This window comes from Acidovorax sp. 35-64-16 (assembly GCF_002281195.1).
Taxonomy (GTDB): Bacteria; Pseudomonadota; Gammaproteobacteria; order Burkholderiales; family Burkholderiaceae_C; genus Acidovorax; species Acidovorax defluvii.
Genome location: NZ_NCFM01000054.1, coordinates 1 through 14704, shown reverse-complemented (window position 1 = coordinate 14704; position 14704 = coordinate 1). Strand labels below are relative to the sequence as shown.

The 14704-nt window shown below is 63.7% G+C and carries 16 protein-coding genes and 1 pseudogene; 2 read left to right on the top strand and 15 right to left on the bottom strand.

All coding sequences use genetic code 11. The features are described from left to right. Positions 1-378: 378 nt before the first annotated feature. The 4 genes from pqqD to pqqB all read right to left on the bottom strand — a co-directional run bounded on the left by pqqD (position 379) and on the right by pqqB (position 2568). On the bottom strand, positions 379-657 hold the full coding sequence (gene pqqD, locus B7Y64_RS18065) for a pyrroloquinoline quinone biosynthesis peptide chaperone PqqD (RefSeq protein WP_291325180.1): 279 nt from the start codon (positions 655-657) through the stop codon (positions 379-381). Between the two features lie 56 nt (positions 658-713). Continuing rightward, positions 714-788, bottom strand: coding sequence for a pyrroloquinoline quinone precursor peptide PqqA (pqqA, locus tag B7Y64_RS19030; RefSeq protein ID WP_084019755.1), 75 nt, complete (start codon positions 786-788; stop codon positions 714-716). Between the two features lie 107 nt (positions 789-895). Then, complete coding sequence (gene pqqC, locus B7Y64_RS18060; RefSeq protein WP_291325178.1) at positions 896-1645, bottom strand: pyrroloquinoline-quinone synthase PqqC; 750 nt, start codon at positions 1643-1645, stop codon at positions 896-898. Then, on the bottom strand, positions 1642-2568 hold the full coding sequence (pqqB, locus tag B7Y64_RS18055; protein WP_291325176.1) for a pyrroloquinoline quinone biosynthesis protein PqqB: 927 nt from the start codon (positions 2566-2568) through the stop codon (positions 1642-1644). The genes pqqC and pqqB overlap by 4 nt, the downstream gene beginning before the upstream one ends. 300 nt (positions 2569-2868) lie before the next feature. Here pqqB and B7Y64_RS18050 point away from each other — a divergent pair, with 300 nt between their 5' ends. Then, the gene (locus B7Y64_RS18050) at positions 2869-3567 is read left to right on the top strand and encodes a hypothetical protein (protein ID WP_291325174.1); all 699 of its coding nucleotides are present in this window, start codon (positions 2869-2871) and stop codon (positions 3565-3567) included. A 21-nt stretch (positions 3568-3588) separates the two neighbouring features. Further along, positions 3589-4578, top strand: coding sequence for a hypothetical protein (locus B7Y64_RS18045; protein ID WP_291325172.1), 990 nt, complete (start codon positions 3589-3591; stop codon positions 4576-4578). On the opposite strand, the gene B7Y64_RS18040 is transcribed toward B7Y64_RS18045, so the two are convergent. The 11 genes and pseudogenes from B7Y64_RS18040 to B7Y64_RS19020 all read right to left on the bottom strand — a co-directional run. Further along, positions 4575-5303, bottom strand: a complete 729-nt coding sequence (locus B7Y64_RS18040) for a hypothetical protein (RefSeq protein WP_291325170.1) — start codon at positions 5301-5303, stop codon at positions 4575-4577. The genes B7Y64_RS18045 and B7Y64_RS18040 overlap by 4 nt on opposite strands. Continuing rightward, complete coding sequence (gene serC, locus B7Y64_RS18035; RefSeq protein ID WP_291325168.1) at positions 5300-6352, bottom strand: 3-phosphoserine/phosphohydroxythreonine transaminase; 1053 nt, start codon at positions 6350-6352, stop codon at positions 5300-5302. Before serC ends, B7Y64_RS18040 begins: the two co-directional genes overlap by 4 nt. Before the next feature lie 5 nt (positions 6353-6357). Then, a complete protein-coding gene (locus tag B7Y64_RS18030; protein WP_291325166.1) occupies positions 6358-6864 on the bottom strand; it encodes a hypothetical protein in 507 nt (168 codons plus the stop codon). Positions 6865-6969: 105 nt separating this feature from the next. After that, positions 6970-8115, bottom strand: coding sequence for a pyrroloquinoline quinone biosynthesis protein PqqE (pqqE, locus tag B7Y64_RS18025; RefSeq protein WP_291325164.1), 1146 nt, complete (start codon positions 8113-8115; stop codon positions 6970-6972). 147 nt (positions 8116-8262) lie between these two features. Then, positions 8263-9075 (bottom strand): tetratricopeptide repeat protein, encoded by an 813-nt coding sequence (locus tag B7Y64_RS18020; protein ID WP_291325182.1) that lies wholly within the window; start codon positions 9073-9075, stop codon positions 8263-8265. A 49-nt stretch (positions 9076-9124) separates the two neighbouring features. Continuing rightward, positions 9125-9685 carry a hypothetical protein gene (locus B7Y64_RS18015; protein ID WP_291325162.1) on the bottom strand — a complete coding sequence of 187 codons (561 nt, stop codon included), beginning with the start codon at positions 9683-9685 and terminating at the stop codon, positions 9125-9127. Beyond that, positions 9682-10605 carry an alpha/beta fold hydrolase gene (locus B7Y64_RS18010; RefSeq protein WP_291325160.1) on the bottom strand — a complete coding sequence of 308 codons (924 nt, stop codon included), beginning with the start codon at positions 10603-10605 and terminating at the stop codon, positions 9682-9684. The genes B7Y64_RS18015 and B7Y64_RS18010 overlap by 4 nt, the downstream gene beginning before the upstream one ends. Continuing rightward, positions 10606-11253, bottom strand: coding sequence for a response regulator transcription factor (locus tag B7Y64_RS18005; protein WP_291325158.1), 648 nt, complete (start codon positions 11251-11253; stop codon positions 10606-10608). Further along, positions 11250-12629, bottom strand: coding sequence for a histidine kinase (locus tag B7Y64_RS18000; RefSeq protein ID WP_291325156.1), 1380 nt, complete (start codon positions 12627-12629; stop codon positions 11250-11252). Before B7Y64_RS18000 ends, B7Y64_RS18005 begins: the two co-directional genes overlap by 4 nt. Further along, positions 12626-13837 (bottom strand): TonB-dependent receptor, encoded by a 1212-nt coding sequence (locus B7Y64_RS19025; RefSeq protein ID WP_366614573.1) that lies wholly within the window; start codon positions 13835-13837, stop codon positions 12626-12628. The genes B7Y64_RS18000 and B7Y64_RS19025 overlap by 4 nt, the downstream gene beginning before the upstream one ends. Before the next feature lie 618 nt (positions 13838-14455). Beyond that, positions 14456-14674 (bottom strand): annotated as a pseudogene (locus B7Y64_RS19020) (MFS transporter); the annotation flags it as partial. Positions 14675-14704: the final 30 nt, after the last annotated feature.

Here is a 14704-nt window from a genome sequence, read left to right as displayed (position 1 = left end):
GCGGCAAGCGAGCGCTCAACCTTCCTTGGCCGAACGTGTTTCGAGGCCCAAAACTCGTGCCATACTTGGCCTCATGCGGTTGAATTTCCTATCCGTTCGAAATTGCTGTCATTCAGATTGGTCGCCTTCTCTTCGTTCCGTTCGCCGACCCGCGTGATGAATTTGTTTCGTGAATGATAAACCCCCGGCGTGTCAGTACGGTTCTTGATGTCATTGAGCGGGCCGGCACCGGTCAGTCAAAACTCAATAATCAATTATTTGGCATAAAAAACAAAAAACCGGCGAACCGGGCTTGATCGATAAGGTCGCAGCAGGCTTCAGAAGACGTAAAAAAGGCCGACCAAGGTCAGCCTGTCGATGCTTGCTTTAGCTGATGTCTCAGCTCGGGCGCAGCCACCCTTTATCCTGTGCCGCGCTCAGAAAGGCCAGCGTGTCGCGGGCGATGGCCTCGGGCTGGCCGGGGAAGCTGGCGTTGAGATCGGCAATGATCGCGGTAGCCGTGCGCTCACCGTCGCAGCGCTTGAGGATTTCGGCGGCGGCCGGGTTGAGTTTGATCAGGCCTTCCGGGTAGAGCAGGATATGGGCGTCCTGGCTGGCTTCCCAGCGGAAGACGTAATGCGGGCTGAGCCGCAGCGGTGTTTCAGTGATGGTTTCCATGTCTGCTCTCCGGGGAGGCGAGGAGCGGCAGCCGGACGGCGCTGCCGCTGCCGGGGTCAGCGAACGTATACGTAAGCGGTGACTTCAAAGCCGAGGCGGATTTCGCAGTAAGCCGGGGTTTGCCAGTTCATCTTGTGTCTCCTTGAGGGTGGAGTGACACCATGCCACTCCTGAATCAATTATTTAGCGCTGTCGATTTTGGCGCGCCCGGCCTTTGTCCAAAAAGGCCTCATGAAAATCATGAGTCTTGCGCCATCTTGCGGTAAGCACCCCAGCCTTCGATTTGCACCGGGCAATGGGCGAGCAGCATGGCGTCGAGCATGGACCACAGGATGTCGAGCTTGAACTGGAGGATTTCCAGCGCCCGCTCCTGCAATTGGCGGGTGTTGAAGTGGCCGAGCGTGATGCGCAGGCCATGTACGACGTCGCGCGGCGCTTCGTTCAGGCGACGGCGGAAGTAGTTGTAGCCTTCTGCCTCGATCCACGGATAGTGGTCGGGCCAGTGGTCGAGGCGGGATTTGTGAATGCCTGGCGCGAACAGTTCGGTCAGCGAAGCGGCTGCGGCTTCCTGCCACGGCCGCTGGCGGGCGAAATTGACGTAGGCATCGACGGCAAAGCGGACGCCGGGCAGCACCAGGCGTTGCGAAACGATCTCCTCGCGGCTCAGACCGACCGCTTCGCCAAGCCGGATCCAGGCTTCGATGCCGCCTTCCTCGCCGGCGTAGCCGTCATGGTCGAGAATGCGCTGGACCCAGTGGCGGCGCACCTCGCGGTCGGTGCAGTTGGCCATGATCGCGGCATCCTTGATCGGGATGTTGATCTGATAATAGTAGCGATTGGCGACCCAGGCCTGAATCTGCGCCCGGCTCGATTTCCCCTCGCGCATCATTACCTGATAAGGGTGATGGCTGTGGTAACGGTCGCCCATCGCCCGCAGCTTGTCTTCGAAGACTGCTGCGGTCCACGGTTCTAAATCGTCCATTTTCATTTTCTGTCTCCGTATTCAATTGCCATTCCGTCAAAGGCAAGCTCGATGCCGGCCGCGCTCAGTTCGGCCCGTTCGGGCGAGTCCTCGTCGAGAATGGGGTTGGTGTTGTTGATGTGAATCAGCACCTTGCGCGGCTTCGGGTAATTGGCCAGCAGCGCCATCATGCCGTCCGGCCCCGACTGCGGCAGATGGCCGATTTCCCGCGCCCGCTTGCTGGAAATGCCGAGCCGGATCATTTCGTCGTCGGTCCAGAATGTGCCGTCGAGCAGCACGCAATCGGCATTGGCAAGGAAAGGTTCGAGATGTGCTTCCATCGCGCCGAAGCCCGGCGCATAGAAGACTTTGTGGCCGCTCGCCAGATCCTCAATCAGGACGCCGATGTTGTCGCCCGGATGCGGGTCGTGGCGGTGCGGCGAATAGGGCGGTGCCTTGCTTGACAGCGGCACCGGCGTGAACCGCAGGCCGGCCGCGCCGGGAACGATGAAAGGCTGGGGTGGCGTGACCGGCACCGGCTGCCAGCGCACCGAGCAAAAGTGGGAAAGGACGTTAAAAATCGGGTTGCCGGTCGTCAAGTCCTCATGTACCTGCGACGTGCACCAGATATCCAGCGGTTTGCCCTCGCGCAGCATGAAGAGGCCGGTGGTGTGGTCGATCTGGGCATCGATCAGCACGACGCCGGCAATCCCGGTATCGCGCAAGCCGCGCCCCGGCTGCAAGGCCGGGTTGGCGCGCAGCTGGCTCAGGATGTCGGGCGAGGCGTTGAACAGCACCCAGTCGGTACCGTTCGCACTCACTGCGACCGAAGACTGCGTACGGGCCGTGGTTCGCACGCTGCCATCGCGCACGCCGGCGCAATTATGGCAATTGCAGTTCCACTGCGGGAAGCCGCCACCGGCGGCAGAACCAAGGACTAGTATTTTCATGGCCCCAGTCTGCCGGGGAAATTTCCGCCTGCCGTGCAGGAAACGGCCAAATTGGCCTCATGGTTTTCTGGAGATGGCAGGACAGTGGTTTTTGCTGTTTTGAGGCAGTGCACCGTAGCACCCCGGTAAAACCGGGTTGAACATGCATTGGGTATTTATTCAACAGGTGTTCATTATCGCCACAGCAAAAACTGCGCAATTCACTGGTTTGCCAGCTTTTCCGGCATAGCACACTCTTTGCTCAGAGTCTTGTCTGGTCAATTTGCCACCCGGTCGGTAGGAGCACTATGGAGAGAAAAAATGAAACCTGAGGACATGCTGCGCCAGGCGTTGGGTATCGATGCCCCGTGGTCTATCGTTCGGATGCAGAACGACCTTGGGGCGCACCAGATCGATCTTTGGGTGGCGCAGGAGGCACCGCGCAGCGGCTGGCTGTTTGGTGGCGCCAAGGCGTTGCCGCCGTCCGGTGAGGAACAGGCCTGGCGTCACCTCAATATTGGCCGGGCGCGCTGCATCGTTCATGCCGTGCCGGCCGGCACTACGGGGCAGGGCGACCAGTCCTGGCTGGGTGAGGCCGATCAGCCCTTTAGCCGCGCCTTTGCCCGGCAGATCGCCGGGATGTTCATGGAGGGGGTCAGTTTTCAGGCGATTTGCGCCTTGCTCGATATCCCGCTGGCTGAACTCTGGCGCTTCAAGCACAATCTCGATAACGGCAAGTTAAATCTTTCCGCACCGCTGCCGGTCGCCGGAAGGGAGGATTCTCCGGCGATTGCCATTCCCGAGGCGGCTGACCCGGTCTGGGAAAAACTTCTGGATGGCCGCATCCACCTCGAAATTCGCGCCCTCAGCCTGAAATTTTTGCTGACCCGGCAACGTGAGCAGTTTGCCGCGATCAGCGATGGCGAGGTTCGCATCCTGAAAGTCCATGAAATGCAGCGCTATTTCGTCCGCCATCAAAAAACCCTGGGCCATGAGCTGGCACAGCTGAATCGCCTCTGATCGGTGACTTCGGGAAAATTTATGAAAACCACACAAGCACTGATCCCGGTTGCCCAGGCGGCCGAACTGATCCGCCAGGGCAAGACGCTCAGCATCGCGGGCGACGAAGCCGCGCTCAGACAACTGCCGACCGGTCACTGGATCGGCGGCACCATTCCCTATTTCATGGCAGCCAGCGGCGGTACGGTCAGCCATGACCAGGTTTTTGTCACCGAAGTCAGCGGCTTTGCCCGCCAGCCAGAAGCCCGCTTCTATGATCAGGAGTCGTTGGCCGAGGTGTGCCGCAATGCGCCGGAAAATGGCTACAGCATCATCATCATCCCCGCTTTCAGCGCCTGCCATGCCAGTTTTGCCGCCAATGCGCCGACTTACGAAGAGATGTACATGAAGCCACTGGTCGGCTGGGTGGCCGGCGTCCATCTCGACGATCTGGACCGGATCAAGCCCAAGGTTGTGCTCGGCAGCAGCGGTGAGTTTTCGGAAGACAAAGCGGTGGTGATGGATGTCTTTCTCCCGCCCGAACGGTTTGCCCAGATCGATATCGTCAACCTCTTTCAGCTGGGTAATGGCCCGGGGATCACCTTCAACGAAATTGGCTTTACCGCGGGGGATTGCCTGATTGACGGGGTGCCGGGCAATCTGGCCGATTACCTGCTCGAACACGGCATCGATGCCCGGCTGCCGCTGGTTGCCGATTACAGTGGCGCGATGATCAATGTCAGCATCAAGGAAATTAACCCGACGCTCCGGCAGGTGGCGTTTTACGCGCCGGTTTTTCCCGGCGTTGAATACCGGGTCGCGGCGCCAGTCAGCAATTACCCGGAGGCGATCAAGAATGCGCTGCCCGAGATTGATTGCCCCATTGCCTTCTCATGCAACTGCATCCTCAATTACCTGTACTCGGATCTGCAAGGCAAACACACCGGCCATATCACCGGACCGATGACCTTCGGTGAAATCGGTTACCAGCTGCTGAACCAGACGATGGTTTATCTGACGGTCAGCGATTAAGCCAGGCGAGCCAGGCAGGTTGCACCGTGTTCGGCGAACAGGCGGTGCACCTGGAGGCCGGATGCCCCGGCCGAGCGGGCCGCAGCCACATCGGCGGCGCTGCGGATGCCGCCGACGACAACCAGCGCCGGCCGGTTGGGGCCGTCCGTCAATCCGGCCAGCCCGCTCCATCCTGTGCTGCTGTCGGGGCGGACCACGGTCAGCTGGTCGAAGGCGCATTCAGTCAGGGTATCGAGCAGAGAAGCAGCGTCGCCAAGCGGCATTTTGACGGCGAGCGGCAGGCGGCGGCCGGTTGCGGCCAGCCGGTCGCGGCTGGCGGCCAGCCGGCGCAAGGCAGCCGTCAGGCTGGCCCGATCGGCTGGGGCGAGAAAGCGCTGGTTGGCCTTGGCGCTCAGATTGAGGCTGACGTAGTCGGCGATCGGCCCAGCGGCGGCGAGGCCGGCTTGCCATTCCTCGGCCAGGCTTTCGGCGGTGGCGTCGGGCGGTTGCCCGAGGCCGATGCCGATCGCACTGCGTTGCGGGTCTGACCGGTCAAGCCGGTTCAGCCGGGCGAGCAGCGCGGCAAGGCCGGGATTTGAGCCGGCGACGGGGTGCACCGTGACCGAGCCGAATTCGACGCTGCCGAAACCCAGGCCAAGCAGTTCCGCCGCCCGGCTGCCGTCCTTGTCGATGCCGCCGGCCAGCCCCGGTCGGGCCAGCCAGGGGAGCGCACTGGGCAGCATCATCCGTGGCGCCGCGCGAAGTCGGCGATGAACTCGGCCAGCGCCTGCGCTCCGGCTTCCGGCATGGCGTTGTACAGGCTGGCGCGCAGCCCGCCGAAATGGGCGTGGCCGCGCAGATGGTGGAGGCCGGCGGCGGCCGCAGCGCTGATGAAGGCTTCGCTCAGGGCGGGGTCGGCGAGCTGGAAGCGGATATTGACCGGCGAGCGCTGATTGACCGCGACCGGCGCGACGAAAACCCCGCCGCTGCCGTCGATTGCGCCATAGACCCGGGCCGCCTTGCGCTGGCCGGCGGCCGCCATCGCCGTCAGGCCGCCTTGCTCGGCGATCCAGTCGAAAACCAGCGCCGCCATCTGGATGGCGAACATCGGCGGCGTGTTGACGCAGCTGTTGGCTTCCGCCTGCCGGCGATAGGAGAAGGGTGCCGGTAAGTCGGCCGGGCAGCGCTCGAGCAGGTCGTCGCGGATGATTGCTACGGTCAACCCGGCGGGGGCGATGTTTTTCTGGGCGCTGGCGTAGATGAAGCCGAACTTCTCGACGGCCAGCGGCGCAGTCAGAAACGACGAGGTGCAGTCGGCGGCGAGCGGCACGGCGCCGGTATCCGGGACGCTGGCGCAGGCGCTGCCATCGACTGTCTCGTTCGGCGTGATATGGCAATAGGCGCAGTCGGCCGGCACGGCCCAAACGCCATCGGCTGGCGGAAAAAACTCGACGGTATCAGCTTGCCGGCTGGCTTCGGCCATCGCCCGCGCCGACCAGTAGCCGGCGTTGGCATAGGCAGCGCGCTGCTGCGGTCGACAGAGATTTAGCGGCAAAAGCGAAAATTGCTGCATGGCGCCGCCGGCCAAAAAGAGAATTTGGTAATTGGCCGGCAAATCAAGCAACTCAGTCAGCCGTTGCTTGGCACGGGCCAGCACTGCGCGAAAATCCGGCCCGCTGAACGGGCGTTCGAGGGCACAGGCGCCGTCGGCGCCGCGCTGGAAAATTTCACCCGCCGCCCGGTCCAGCACCGCATCGGGCAGGCGGGCGGGGCCGGCGGCAAAGTTCCAGGCCATGCCGTTCAGCCGAACAGGACGCCGCCGTGGCTGCCGGCCGCCATGAAGAAGAGCAACGGGATCGACAGCATGGTGTTGGTGCGTGACGAAAGATGGGTAATCCGCGAGCAGCGCAGCCTTTCGTCGATGCTGGCCGGCTTCAGGCCGAGGACTTTTTGCTGGTGCGGCCAGAGGACGAACCACAGGTTGAGCAGCATCAGCGTGCCGATCCAGGTACCCAGACCAATCGCCGCCAGGCTGCCGTCCAGGGTCAGGGCGCCGGGCAGCCAGCCGCGTTGCCAGAGCATGTAGATGCCGGCGCTCCACGCCACCACCGAGGCCCAGCGGAAGGTGCCGTGTTCGCGGTTGATCACCGCTTGCAGGCGCGGACTGCTGGCATCGGCCAGGTCGCTCGGCTGCAGCGGCCGCCAACTCGGGCGCTGGACGACGCTCGAGTAATTGTGGCCGATCCAGATGACGCCGGCAAGGAAGTGCGCCCAGCGGGCGAGGAGGTCGAGCAGTGTGCTGTCCATGCTGTCAGCCCGCCAGCTGGCGCAGCAGCAGGACCAGCACGACGGTCAGCACGATGCCGAGGGCGATGGTGCCGGTCGCGGTGTCGTAGGGGTGAGGCATAGTGTTCAGACGCCCATGAAGTCGGTTGATACCGCACCGGCCCAGCGCTTGACCAAGGGTTTATGGAAGCGCAAGGGTTTGGCCGCCTGCGCTACCGCTTCCTTGATCATCTGGTGGTGCGGCGATTTGCTGCAGGCCGGGTCGGTATTGCTGGCGTCGCCGGTGAGCAGCAGGGCCTGGCAGCGGCAGCCGCCGAAATCGCGTTCCTTTTCGTCGCAGGAATTGCATGGCTCGGGCAGCCAGTCGAGGCCGCGATATTTGCGGAACAGCGGCGAGTCGTGCCAGATCCAGGCCAGCGACTTGTCGCGTACCGTTTCGAATTCCAGCCCGGGAATGACTCGCGCCTCCTGGCAGGGCATCGCCACGCCATCCGGCGCGATGGTCAGGTGAATGGCGCCCCAGCCGTTCATGCAGGCTTTCGGCCGGCCTTCGTAGTAATCGGGGATGACGAAATAGATCGTCATCGTGTTGCCCAGCCGGCTGCGCCAGTCGTTCACGACGCGCTCGGCCTCGCGGACCTGGGCCAGCGACGGCATCAGTTCCTCGCGATTCATCAGCGCCCAGTTGTAATACTGGATATTGGCGAACTCGATGTACTCGATGCCGAGATCGACCGCCCAGGCCAGCAGGCCGTCGACTTCGCCGATGTTCTGCCGGAACAGCGGGACGTTGAGCACCATCGGGAAATGGTGTTTTTTGATCAGTTGCGCCGCTTCCATCTTCAGGGCATGCGCCCGGGCGCCGACCAGCGTGTCGGTCAGTTTGGGCTGAATCGCTTGCAAGGACAGCTGGATATGCTTCAGGCCGGCCGCCTTGAGGGCGAGCAGCCGTTCTTCGGTCAGGCCGATGCCGGAGGTGATCAGATTGGTGTAGAAACCGATTTCGCTGGCGTAGGCGACCAGTTCTTCCAGATCATCGCGCAGCAAGGGTTCGCCGCCGGTAAAGCCGAGTTGCAGCGCGCCCAGTTCGCGCCCTTCGCGCAGCACCCTTTTCCATTCCTCGGTGCTCAGTTCGCGGCTGCCGTAATCCTCGAAATCGAGCGGGTTGCTGCACCACGAGCATTTCAGCGGGCAGCGATAGGTCAGTTCGAGCACCAGCCAGAGCGGCTTGCCCTGACCATCCAGACGGAGGCTTGATTCGATTTGCGACATGGCAGTCCTTTTGACAGCGGTGATGCGATGATTGATTCTGGGCCGGGGTGGGGCACCCGGCGCCGGGGAAATCCTGAATTGCGACTAGCGATTTTCGCTGCATACCCGGTCAGGGGTGGTGTGCGATGGCGGCATGCCAGCCTTTGCCTAACGATCAGTCCCTTCTGCGGCCAGTGCCGCTACGGCGGCCGGGTAGTTGTGGCCGGCCGCACGTCGCAGCCAGACCAGGCTCTGCGCGCGATCCAGTGGCTGGCCTTTGCCCGTCCGGTACATGACGGCGACCGCGTATTCGGCTTCGGCATCACCGGCCGAGGCGGCGAGCATGAAAAGTCGTGCCGTCTCGGCCAGATTGCGTTCGACGCCACGGCCCGCTTCGTACATCCAGGCCAGACGGGTGGTGGCGGTGATGTTGCCGGCCTCGGCTAGGCGCTTGAAGAGCAATGCTGCTTCAGCGTGCTGACCGCGGCTGCTCAGGCGTTCCGCCTGTTCGAAATCGCTTGGCGGGCGAGCTGGCTGAGCCAGCGAGGCCAGGCGTGCGGCAGCTTCCTTGTCGCCGTTGGCTGCGGCAAGGCTGAGGTAGTGAGCGGCCTTGGCAACATCCTGGCTGACCACGCCGCCATCGCTGTACAGCATGCCCAGCCGGTACTGGGCCTTGAAGCCACCGGCATTGGCAGCGGCTTCATAGAGCGCGACAGCTTTTTGGATGTCCTTGGCTTCACCCAGGCCATCTTCGGCGAGGATGCCAAGATTGAACAAGGCATCGGGATTGCCCAATCCGGCCAGGGTTTCCCAGATTTGGCGGGCCGCAGCGTAGTTCGCCATCTTGAATTCGGCATAGGCGGTGTAATTGCCCAGCGCCGGATTCTTCAGCCAGTCAGCCGCGTTGCTTTCCTGGGCAGCCGCAGTGTCGAGCAAGGTGCACAGCATGATGGCGAGCAAAAATCGGCGATGAATTTTCATTTTTTCCACAACAGTTCGACCGGGAAAGTGAACCGTTTAAATTTCCCGGCTACTCAATGGTCAGACGGGGAAACCAGCGACTTTCAGGAACAATCTCGCTTCGCCCATCCGTGCCAAAGGGGGGAATCGAAGGGTCGGCCGGCGGGGCACCCATCTGCACCAGATCGATCGCCTGCGGCGTGCCGACGATGCCGCGCTCCGTAATCTGCATTCGATAGTAAATGCCGTTCCACAGCTTGGCCCCGAAATCGCGCGGTGCCTTGTAGAAAAACAGCAGGGAGTGCTCCAGCCAGACCAGATTGTCGGCACTGACCGTGGCTGGATTGGGATAGGGATAAGGTACGTGGCACTGAATTTCTTCGCTGCTTTCCAGGCACTTGAATTCCTTCATCGACAGGAAAAAATCCTTGAAACGGTCGGGATCCAGTTGCAGGGTGAACGTGGTTTTTCCGTCCACCGGCAGGAAAGTCACGGTGCCGAGCGGCAGCCGCTGGCCTTCGCGGTTGTGCAGCGCGATGCTCTTGGTGCCGGCCAGTTCCCAGGCGAAAGCCGGCGGCACCAGACTCAGGATGCCGGCCAGAAGCGCGCTGCGGCCGATGTTGCGTTTCATTGCGGGCTGCCTTCCGCGGTTGCCACCCAGTCCAGTGCGTCGATGCAGGCCCGGGCGATCGGTGGCGACAAGCCGCCATGACCGCCGTCGGCGACCGGCCACCAGGCGGCCTCAGGCCAGGCATGGTGCAAGCTTTCGGCGACCATCGGCGGGCAGACCGGGTCGGCCAGCCCCTGCACGATCGCGGCCGGCAGGTGGCGCAATTGTTCGATGCCGGCCAGCAACTGGCCGGGCAGCACGAAGCAGTCATTGGCCAGGTAATGCATTTGCAGGCGAACTTTGGCGACCTGGGCGGCATCGGGTTGCTCGGTCAGCGGCGGGTCGCCCATCAACCGCCGTTCGTAGTTGAGCCAGGCCCGGATGGCCGGTAGCGCCAGTGGCGCTTCGTGGCTCATCACTGCGGCCAGCCAGGGGGCGAGGGCATCCGTTTCGGTTAGCGCCGAACTAAAGCCGCTGGACAGCGCGGCGGCACGGGCATAGGTGTCGATCTCCTGGCGCGAACCGAGAAAAATGCCGCGCAGGACCAAGCCGAGCACCCGCTCCGGGTGTGCCTGGGCGTAGGCCAGCGCCAGCAGGCCGCCCCACGAGCCGCCGAAAACCAGCCAGCGGGGAATGCCGAGCGCTTCGCGCAGGTATTCGAGGTCGGCAACCAGATGTGCCGTGGTATTGGCCCGGGTGTTGCCGAGTGGCCGGCTGCGGCCGCAACCGCGCTGGTCGACCAGGATGGCGCGGTAACGGGCCGGGTCGAACAGGCGGCGCTGATTGGGCGAGCAGCCGCTGCCCGGGCCACCATGCAAAAAGACCACGGGCAGGCCGTCTACCGCAGCACATTCCTCGACGTAGAGCATGTGGCCCTCGCCGACGGCCATCTGCCGGACAAAACGCGGCTGACTGGCGGGAAACAGCGGATCGGTGACCAATCAAGCCTCGATCAGGCCGCTACGCATTGCCAGCAAGGCCATTTCAGCGGCATTCTGCAAATTGAGCTTTTGTTTGATGTGGTAAAGGTGGGTGCCGACCGTGCTCGGGCTGAGGAAGAAATCGGCCGCCACGTCGTTGACCGTACGCCCCTGTGCCAGCTGCATGAAGACGGCGAATTCCTTTTCGGTCAGCGTTTCGAGCGGACTGGTGGCGCCGGAAAGCTGGGCCAGCGCCACGGCCTGTGCCAGTTCCGGGTCGAGATAACGCTGGTTGCGGGCAACCTGGCCGACGGCGCGGAGAAATTCCTCCGGCGTCGCCCGTTTGCACAAATAACCCCGGGCGCCGAGGCGCAAGGCGCGCACCGGCACGGCATCGTCGTGATGGGCCGAGAGCATCAGGACGCGGGCTTTGGGCGCCCAGCTGATCAGTCGTTCGAGTGCGGTCAGGCCGCCGATACCGGGCATCGAGACATCCATGATCAGGATGTCGGGGGTCGTTTCGGCATAGAGCCGGAGGGCGCTTTCGCCGTTTTCCGTTTCGCCGATCACGCAGCCGCCGGCCGATTCGAGCAGCATACGGAAGCCGAGGCGAACCATCGCGTGATCGTCGGCCAGCAGAACGCGGATACCGTGCAGTGAATTGCTCATGGCTGTGTCTCCAGAATGGCGCAGGGGGTATGGTCCGGCAGGCGGGCAACCAGGCAGAAACCCTGGCCGGACCGATGATTGATCGTGAGTTGTCCACCGAGCAGCGCGACCCGTTCGGCCATGCCGCTCAGGCCGAGGCCGCAGCCGGCTTGCGGCGAAGGCTGGCCGCTGCTGCCGGGGCCGTTGTCGCGCAGGGAAATTTCCAGTTCGCCGGCCTGCCGGGCGATGACCAGCTCAACCTGGCTGGCCCGGGCATGGCGGACGATATTGGTCAGCCCTTCCTGGACGATGCGTCGCACCGCCTGTGCCACGGCCTCGCTGACCGGCTGTTCGCCCAGCGTGATGCGGCTGTGCAGGGTGATTTCTTCATGCTGCAACTGCCAGGCGAGCAGGCTCCGTTCCAGTGTTGCGGCCAGCCCGCCGCTGGGGGGCGGGCGCAGGCGATGCAGGATGCCGCGGACGCCATTCTGCATTTCGCCGGTGACGGCAACGATGCTCTGGGCGTGGCTGTGCAGCGCCGGTTGTTCGGCCGTGCGCTGGGCGATGGCGCCGGCCAGGGCGCGTACGGCCGTGATGCCCTGGGCCAGTTCGTCGTGCAGTTCGCGGGCAATCGTGCCGCGCTCGGCGTCGAGCCGGCTTTGCAGGTGGGCATCGACTTCACGTTCGGTTTCGAGCCGGACATTGTCGTTGACCGCAGCAATCAGTCGGTCGGCCATGCCGTTGAAGGCGCGGGAAATCCGCCCCAGTTCGGGCGTCGCAAAGACCGGCAGGCGGGTATCGAAACGGCCGGAGCCGGTCCGGTCGAGCGCCTGCATGACCTGGGCCAGCGGCCGCAAGGCACGGTCAAGCGCCCAGCGGGTGGCGACGAACAGCCCGGCCAGCAGCAGCAGCGCCCAGCCGGCCATCGCCGACAGATCATCCCAGGTGTCGAGCAGCGAACGCGAAGCATCCGGTGTCAGAACCAGATTCAGGTTGCCGAGCGCCAGCGTGCGCGGCGCCAGGGCCGGGGCCAGCATGTCGGCAAACCAGCCGGGTACCGTCCGCCCGGCCTTGTAGGTCGGTGGCGGCGAACGGTAGAGCGATTGGCCGTCGGCGGTGAATACTTCGAGGCCGTTGGCGCGGATCCGGCCAAGCGGTTTGACCATGTCGAGCACCCGCTGATTCAAGGCCGCCGGCGGCACATCCTGCATTTGCGCGGTCAGTGCGGTCAGCCATTGGATCGAGACCCGGCTGGCCGCCTCGACTTCTTCATGAATGCCATTACGGGCGCCTTGCATCCACAGGCCGGCCAGGCCGAGCAGAAAACTGGCGGCCAGCCCGGTCAGCACCAGGCTGATCCGGGTATGCAGGCTAAGTTGACGCAAGGTGGAGATCATGATCTGCCTCCGAAGACATAACGCAGGCCGACCCAGGCGGCACGCGGCGCGCCGGGGGCGATGAAGGTTTCGTGGTGCCAGGTGCTGGAATCGGGCTGGAAGCTGCCATTGCCGGCAAAAGGATTTTCGGCCAGCGCTGCAACGGTGCCGTAGCGCTTGTCGAAGACGTTGTTGATCTTGCCGAACAGCTGCCAGCCGGCGCCGAGGCTGGCTTCGGCGTTGAAGTTGAGGATGGCGTAGCCGGGCAGGCGACCGGCCCCGTCGAAGGTCCGCGTATTGCCGAACAGGTCGGTGCTGGTGCCGGACTGGTGCTGGTTGTTTTCATTGCCGCGGGCGTACTGGCCGGAGAAGGCCTGGACATCGCTACCGATGCGCAGCCAGTCGGCAGCCCGCCACGACAGGCCGAGCTTCAGGCTGTGACTCGGCAGGCCGGGCATGCGGTCGCCCTTGTTGACCAGGATTTCGTCATCCTGGCCGCCGGCCGTGCATTCGGCCGCCGTGCCGCGCGAGCTGTTGTTTTCTGCCAGCAGGCAGGCGGCGGACTGGAAGGTGGCTTGCAGATAGCTGTAGTTGATCCGCCAGTCGACTGTGCGCCGGCTGCCGTTGAGGCCGAGTTCGAGGCCCTGGCGCCGGGTCTGGCCGTAGTTGGTGAAATAGCCGGCGCTGGTCGAGGTGCCGACAAAAAGAATGTCATCGCTGCTGACCGTGCGGTAGACGCCGGCATTCCATTCGATTTCGCCGGGCAGCTTGCCGCGCAGGCCGGCTTCCAGCGTGCGGGCGATGACCTGCTTGAGGAAGGGGTCGGCGGCCATCGAATTGGGCAGGGTGCAGGGATTGGCCGGGTCGGCGCAACCCAGTTCAATCGGCGTCGGGACCCGGTTGCCCTGGCTGAAACCGGCGTAGCTGTTGAGCTCCGGCAGTATCTGCCAGGTCAGGCCGAGGGCCGGATTGAGTTTCTTGTAGCTGTGATCGCCATCGAGGTTGGGCGGATTCGGGTTGAGTTCGTCGTGGGTGGTCACCCGGCTCATGTTGTAGCGGGCCGAGCCGGTCAGATGTACCGCCTTGCCCAGCGCGATGGTGTCGGTCAGGTAAAAGCTGGTGGTGCGCGTCGTGCCGCTCAGTGAATTTTCATCGACTGCCGCGCCAAGTTCGGAAATCCCCCGGCTGGCGTCGATCACACCGAGTTCGGCGGTTTGCGTAAAGCGCATTTTGGCGGCGTCGAGCGAGGCGCCAATCGCCAGTTGCTGGCGCTCGCTGCTCAGGTTCCACTGGGCCGAGACGCCGCTGCTTTGCTGCGTCGTTTTGGTCCGGTTATGGGCGCCGGATTCCTGATCGGAAACGCCATCGAAGGGGCTGCCTGCGAACTCGTCGTTGATGTCGCCATTCAGCGTCCGGGTCTTGCTGCGCCGGTGGTAGACCGTGCCGCTCAGGCTGGTCGCCTCGCTCAGCCAGAGCCGGCCATTGAGCGCCAGCTGGGTGAGGTCGTTGCGGGTGATGTCGGGGTGGGTAAAAATCTGGTCGCGGCGGGCCGCGTACATCGACTCCGGCAGCAGGCCGTTGCCGGTCAGCCGGGTGACGGCGCGGGTCAGCGTCAGGTCAGCCTCGCCGACGGCGCTCTTGTGCGACAGCTTGCCGAAGAATTGCTTGACCTCGGAATCGGAAAAGTCGCGCCAGCCGTCTTCCTTGAACCAGTCGGCCGCCATGTACCAGCCGATGCTGCCGTTGTTGCCGCCGTGCTCGACTTCCAGATTGCGCCGGCCGAAGCTGCCGCCGGACAGCTCAAGCTTGCTGCCGGGGTGGCTGAAGCCGCTCTTGGTGCGGATCGCCAGGGCGCCGCCCAGCGGCACGATCAGGACCAGGCCGCAGGCATAGCCCAGCTGGGTGAGCGTGACCAGAAGGCCGAGGCTGGTCGGCGAGCGGCCAAAGGTGTCGGAGATGGCGGCGAGCAGCGGCTGTGCGTAATAAATGTTTCCGATGATGGTGCCGCAAGCGATGGCAAACAGCAGGGTCATCGAGCGGGTCAGTGCGCGTTTCTGGGTCGGCATGTCGATCTGGTTTTAAAAGGCGGATGGGCG

Bases quoted from the DNA above. Each gene is read 5' to 3' on its own strand.
- B7Y64_RS18020 (WP_291325182.1), bottom strand. From the start codon at position 9,075: ATGAAAATTCATCGCCGATTTTTGCTCGCCATCATGCTGTGCACCTTG.
- B7Y64_RS18030 (WP_291325166.1), bottom strand. From the start codon at position 6,864: ATGGACAGCACACTGCTCGACCTCCTCGCCCGCTGGGCGCACTTCCTT.
- B7Y64_RS18040 (WP_291325170.1), bottom strand. From the start codon at position 5,303: ATGATGCTGCCCAGTGCGCTCCCCTGGCTGGCCCGACCGGGGCTGGCC.
- B7Y64_RS19025 (WP_366614573.1), bottom strand. From the start codon at position 13,837: ATGCGCTTTACGCAAACCGCCGAACTCGGTGTGATCGACGCCAGCCGG.
- B7Y64_RS18050 (WP_291325174.1), top strand. From the start codon at position 2,869: ATGAAACCTGAGGACATGCTGCGCCAGGCGTTGGGTATCGATGCCCCG.
- pqqC (WP_291325178.1), bottom strand. From the start codon at position 1,645: ATGAAAATGGACGATTTAGAACCGTGGACCGCAGCAGTCTTCGAAGAC.
- pqqB (WP_291325176.1), bottom strand. From the start codon at position 2,568: ATGAAAATACTAGTCCTTGGTTCTGCCGCCGGTGGCGGCTTCCCGCAG.
- pqqE (WP_291325164.1), bottom strand. From the start codon at position 8,115: ATGTCGCAAATCGAATCAAGCCTCCGTCTGGATGGTCAGGGCAAGCCG.
- B7Y64_RS18000 (WP_291325156.1), bottom strand. From the start codon at position 12,629: ATGATCTCCACCTTGCGTCAACTTAGCCTGCATACCCGGATCAGCCTG.
- serC (WP_291325168.1), bottom strand. From the start codon at position 6,352: ATGGCCTGGAACTTTGCCGCCGGCCCCGCCCGCCTGCCCGATGCGGTG.
- B7Y64_RS18045 (WP_291325172.1), top strand. From the start codon at position 3,589: ATGAAAACCACACAAGCACTGATCCCGGTTGCCCAGGCGGCCGAACTG.
- B7Y64_RS18015 (WP_291325162.1), bottom strand. From the start codon at position 9,685: ATGAAACGCAACATCGGCCGCAGCGCGCTTCTGGCCGGCATCCTGAGT.
- B7Y64_RS18005 (WP_291325158.1), bottom strand. From the start codon at position 11,253: ATGAGCAATTCACTGCACGGTATCCGCGTTCTGCTGGCCGACGATCAC.
- pqqD (WP_291325180.1), bottom strand. From the start codon at position 657: ATGGAAACCATCACTGAAACACCGCTGCGGCTCAGCCCGCATTACGTC.